The sequence below is a fragment of the Psychrobacter sp. NPDC078929 genome (assembly GCF_050267985.1).
Lineage (GTDB): Bacteria > Pseudomonadota > Gammaproteobacteria > Pseudomonadales > Moraxellaceae > Psychrobacter.
Map to the genome: position 1 here is coordinate 1 of NZ_JBNNFX010000046.1, position 4,619 is coordinate 4,619.

Genomic DNA, 4,619 nt, shown 5'->3' on the forward strand with positions numbered 1-4,619 from the left:
GAAATCGGGCGCGCAGCGTTTGAGCAAACCTTAACCGCGCTAAATTAATCGTTTAAATGTAGATAAATTCCACATCATTTCTACCCATTAAAAAGACAACGTCCTTTGATAATAGGACGTTGTCTTTTTCAATCTTACTAAATAGCCTTTTTAACATAGACGCTAAATCCTTGGTTTAGCATTATTTATTACTACTTACCTTATTATTTACATCAGTATTTGCTCGCAATAACGCTAGTATAGTGCCCTTATTTTCATTACAATAAAGCAACATTGCTAAAGGCGCATTACCACGAGTAATGGCTACCTTGCACGTCCATATTTATTGATTTTCTTTAGGGCGTGTCATCAATTAAGCCAAACGACACAAGAAACTAAGTGAATGGCACTAAGGAAATGACTGGCTAACTTATCATAGCGAGTGGCAATCGCACGATACTGCTTAATCTTGGCAAAGAAGTTCTCTATTAGGTGCCTCGCTTTATAAAGCTCTTTATCGAAGTCTCTTGGCTGCAGCCGATGACACTTAGATGGTATAACTGCATTACCTTGCACTGCTTTAATCGGTTCAATAACGCGGGCATCAGCATCGTAAGCTTTATCGGCAAGCCACGTTTGGCTAATACTGACATCAAGCAATTCATCTGAGCCACACAGGTCATGAGCTGCCCCACCTGTTAGATAAAAGCCAGTAGGATTGCCTAATGCATCTGTTCGAGTATGTATTTTAGTCTTCAGTCCACCTTTGCTGCGTCCAATGGCTTGATCCCTTTTTTTCCAGCACTGTGCTGGTGGGCTTTAACAATCGTGGCATCTAGCATGGCATATTCGTCATCGGATTGTTCAGAGAGTTGATTAAAAACCTGCTTCCATACGCCTTTTTTTGACCAGCGACTAAAACGAGTATGAATCACTCTGAAGTCGCCAAAGCGTTCAGGTAGGTCACGCCAAGGTATGCCGGTCTTGTAACGGTACAGAACCGCTTCTACGAACAAGCGGTTATCCTTTGCAGTAACACCAACGTCACTTGGTTTACCAGGTAGAATGTCTTTAATTCTCTCCCATTGGTCATCACGTAGGGCATGTCGTCTTGTCATAGTCATTGAGCTCAAATTCCTAAATACGATCTAAGTATAGCTTATTCTGAAATATCTATGCTAATTGATGACACGCCCTAGTATGGCATACTTATTTTATCTCAAATTACTTTATAGATATTTTAGATAAAATCTCATGTCCACTAATATAAAGTTCATTAGACATGCACATCTCACTCCATCCTTTCCAGTAACTATTAGCTTTCTTTGAATACATTGACCTATCCCAAATATCTTCAATCCAAGAATTGTGACGATACTTATCAATTACTTTGATCGGATTTTGTTTGGCCCAAATTAATTCGTTAAAGTCTGGTTCTGAAACTATTGCTCCTCTGATCTTTGAGATATGGTACTTACAAAGATACTTTAATGTTAAGGATAGGAGCGCTCTGTCTTCAGAGCCACCTATACCTACTTTGTCACTGACATGCACACGAGAGTCTAGAACCAAACCATGCCAACTATCGTAATGCTTGATAATAACTAGTTCACCGTTTTCAGTATTGTTCCGAGCAAACCAGACCAACTTAACCTCATCTTCATTATTACCTTTTAATAAGCTTCTAGCATTCTCTTCAATATCATAACCAAACTCAAATGTTTCTTTTGCGAAAGGCCTTCCTTCATCATGAACGAGCCAATTCTTTTGGCATCCAAAGTATGTGGCTAATTTTTCTAATTCGTTAAACGATGGCTCTTTTCGCCCTTCAAACCAATCCTCAGTAACGCCCACACTATTGTATCCCAGGGCCTCAGCAACTCTAGAAATACTTGGGGTATGAAAACTATCAGTTGCCTTAGCTTCACTCAAGAGGAAATTTAGTTTGCCAGATAGTAGATTTAAGCGATCGCTACGTAAATGAGCATCAAAAAAACTCTTTAAATCGTCGATAGCTTCGATATAACTTCCTTCTTGACCTTCAAAAGATTTTTCTAGTCGATACTGTGCCTCGGCATTAATTGAACGTCCACTAACTTTTGAGGCATCGGAGATCAGGGCTTTCAATTCAGTAGGAATTCTTAAATTAAACTGCACATTTTTTGACATTTTAAAGCCCAAATAGAATATTGAATTTAAAACAAATAATATTACCATAAGGAACTTGCGGCAATGATAGCATAATGCTATCATATTATGTAACAAACCCTAAAGAGGTAAATACATGTCAAATCAGAAGGTTCAGATGAACGTCCGGGTACCTAAAGAACTTAAGAATTTTGCCATAAATGATGCAAAGAACCAGTTCCATTCGTTATCTCAATATATAGAAAAGCTTATGTTTAAAGCCAAAGAACTCAGTGAACTAGAAAAGAGATGAAACCTTCTCTTAAAGACCTTTTTGACTCTAATGCAAAAGTAATTTATCTAAGACGGTTTAGATTGCAGAATGCAAATTGGTCAAAGACTGCTCAGGCTAATGATTACGATTACACTTTTAGCTCTTTAGCTAACTCAGATTATCACTTCAGAATGCCTGTTATCATTCAATCAGATGGTTTACCTTGGAAAATAGGTAACCTATATCTCATGGGACAACTAGACACTCCTGCGCTTTCAAATATGAAAACGTTATCCGCAAGAGCTATCCACCTAAAATACTATCTACAGTACCTAGAACATAGTAACCAACACTTTTTAGACTTACCTACCCAGTATCAGCAAAGAGTTCCTCGCAAATTCAAAGCTTTTTTACAGGCTGTAATAGAACAGCACGACTTTAGCTCTCAATACATTAATAACATTCTGTCCTCTGTTGCTCATTTCTATAATTATATACAGCATCAATCATTCGTATCTCAGTCTGATATAGAGAATAAGCCCTTTAGAGAAAGGAAGGTTTCTATACCTATTCATAATAATGTAGGAATAATGAGGAATATTAGTGTTATTACAAATGATCTCAAGCTAAGAAGCAGCAGAAAACCCTTACCATCACTAGGTAAGTTGAGAGATGGAGGCAGTCTGCGTCCTTTAAGCTCTGAAGAACAAGAAATTATTTTCAGGGCATTTGATAAAAACTATGCGTCAATAGAGTTAGAGCTAATGATAAGAATAGCTCTCGGAACAGGAGCTAGACAACAAAGCGTATGCACTCTCTCTATTGCTTGTATCAAAACTGCTCTCCACTACTTAGAACAAAATGCTGATTCAAATTATGCCGTGATAAATACTGGATATAAATACAGAACAGATTCAAAGGGTGGGCGACTAAACCGCTTAATGTTTTCACGTAACCTAATTGATCATTTAGCAACATATATAGATTGCGAAAGAGCGGAACATAGAAGACAAAATATAAACAGCTTTTATGCAAATACTGACGATAACTATGTGTTTTTAACTCGAACTGGAAACCCCTATTTAACTGCTGAAAGAGAAATTATAGATCGTAATCGTAACAACCCTAAACCAGTTTGGAACACTGAAGCGCCCGTTATGGTACCTAAAAACGGCCAATCTTTAAGAAATGAATTAAAAAAATTCATTTCCAAGGTTCAAAAATTTGAACCAAGTCTTCAAAATTTTTCATTCCATGATTTGCGTGCTACCTATGGGATGAATATCGTAAGAAACCTTAGAGCTAAGGAATACCCTGATTCTAAGATATTTGATCATGTCAGACAAAGGTTAAACCATAGAAGCCTAACAACCACTGAGGCCTATCTAAAATTCGACTCGGAAGTAAAAGAATTCAATGATATACAAGATACGTTCGGCGTAACATTTGATAAGGGCGAATATAATGTCTAATTCTTTCAATGACAGGCAGCTTATTGAGATAAGCACTAAGCAAATAGAAGATATCGTTGATCCTCAATACACAGTAATTGTAGGTTCAAGAGCTGATGGTGTGTCCTTTAAAGTCGATATTGGTAGAGTCTGCTATACCAATAGAGAGAACGATTCTGGTCATTCCCGAGATAAAACTAAGAGCTATATTACGGGCCTAGTTGATGAATCAACATTGTCTATAGAACGTGTAGAATGGTTGAGAAGGTACCTTAGGGAAATCCTTCAAAAAGGGTTGAGAGATGAAACGGTGCGAGGTTACCTTCATAATTTAAGATATTTTTTTGATTTTTGTGATTTTGAAGGCTCTAAGCCTCTTACTTTAGATGATTTAGCATCTAATTATAAATATTATCAAATTAATCTCTATCAAAAGGCGCGTTTAAGTGGTGCAAAATCTATAAGCACTACAACTCTTTATGACAAGCTAAATACTGCAAGAGATTTCATAAAAATCGCTTATAACTTATCTGATATCGATATACTTAGTATTATTCCCAAGCATCGTCATATGGGGCATAACAGTAAAGAAAGAGACTCCTCATTAGAAGACTTCAAAAACTTCTTACAAACCTGCATTACATACTTTAATGAATTCTCATACGCCATATTAAATAAAATCTACCCTATACCTATAGTCAATCCAAAATAAAAGAAGTACAACCCATATTATGAAATAGTTTAGGTAGATTATTCTCCATCCAACCTTGTCGTAGAAACTTAGCTTG

3 protein-coding genes and 1 pseudogene are annotated in these 4,619 nt (G+C 36.8%); 2 read left to right on the forward strand and 2 right to left on the reverse strand.

What is annotated here, in order from left to right; all coding sequences use genetic code 11:
- Positions 1–348: 348 nt before the first annotated feature.
- Both ACQKCG_RS13725 and ACQKCG_RS13730 read right to left on the reverse strand, forming a co-directional pair.
- Positions 349–1,097, reverse strand: a pseudogene (locus tag ACQKCG_RS13725) (IS5 family transposase).
- A gap of 106 nt (positions 1,098–1,203) precedes the next feature.
- The gene (locus tag ACQKCG_RS13730) at positions 1,204–2,148 is read right to left on the reverse strand and encodes an Arc family DNA-binding protein (protein WP_057758737.1); all 945 of its coding nucleotides are present in this window, start codon (positions 2,146–2,148) and stop codon (positions 1,204–1,206) included.
- A gap of 267 nt (positions 2,149–2,415) precedes the next feature.
- On the opposite strand from ACQKCG_RS13730, the gene ACQKCG_RS13735 reads away from it, so the two are divergent.
- Both ACQKCG_RS13735 and ACQKCG_RS13740 read left to right on the forward strand, forming a co-directional pair.
- Complete coding sequence (locus ACQKCG_RS13735) at positions 2,416–3,852, forward strand: tyrosine-type recombinase/integrase (RefSeq protein ID WP_057758735.1); 1,437 nt, start codon at positions 2,416–2,418, stop codon at positions 3,850–3,852.
- Positions 3,845–4,543 (forward strand): hypothetical protein, encoded by a 699-nt coding sequence (locus tag ACQKCG_RS13740; RefSeq protein WP_201556158.1) that lies wholly within the window; start codon positions 3,845–3,847, stop codon positions 4,541–4,543. The genes ACQKCG_RS13735 and ACQKCG_RS13740 overlap by 8 nt, the downstream gene beginning before the upstream one ends.
- Positions 4,544–4,619: the final 76 nt, after the last annotated feature.

Excerpts from the sequence above, each read along its gene's own strand:
- ACQKCG_RS13730 (WP_057758737.1), bottom strand. The coding sequence starts at position 2,148 with ATGTCAAAAAATGTGCAGTTTAATTTAAGAATTCCTACTGAATTGAAA.
- ACQKCG_RS13735 (WP_057758735.1), top strand. The coding sequence starts at position 2,416 with ATGAAACCTTCTCTTAAAGACCTTTTTGACTCTAATGCAAAAGTAATT.
- ACQKCG_RS13740 (WP_201556158.1), top strand. The coding sequence starts at position 3,845 with ATGTCTAATTCTTTCAATGACAGGCAGCTTATTGAGATAAGCACTAAG.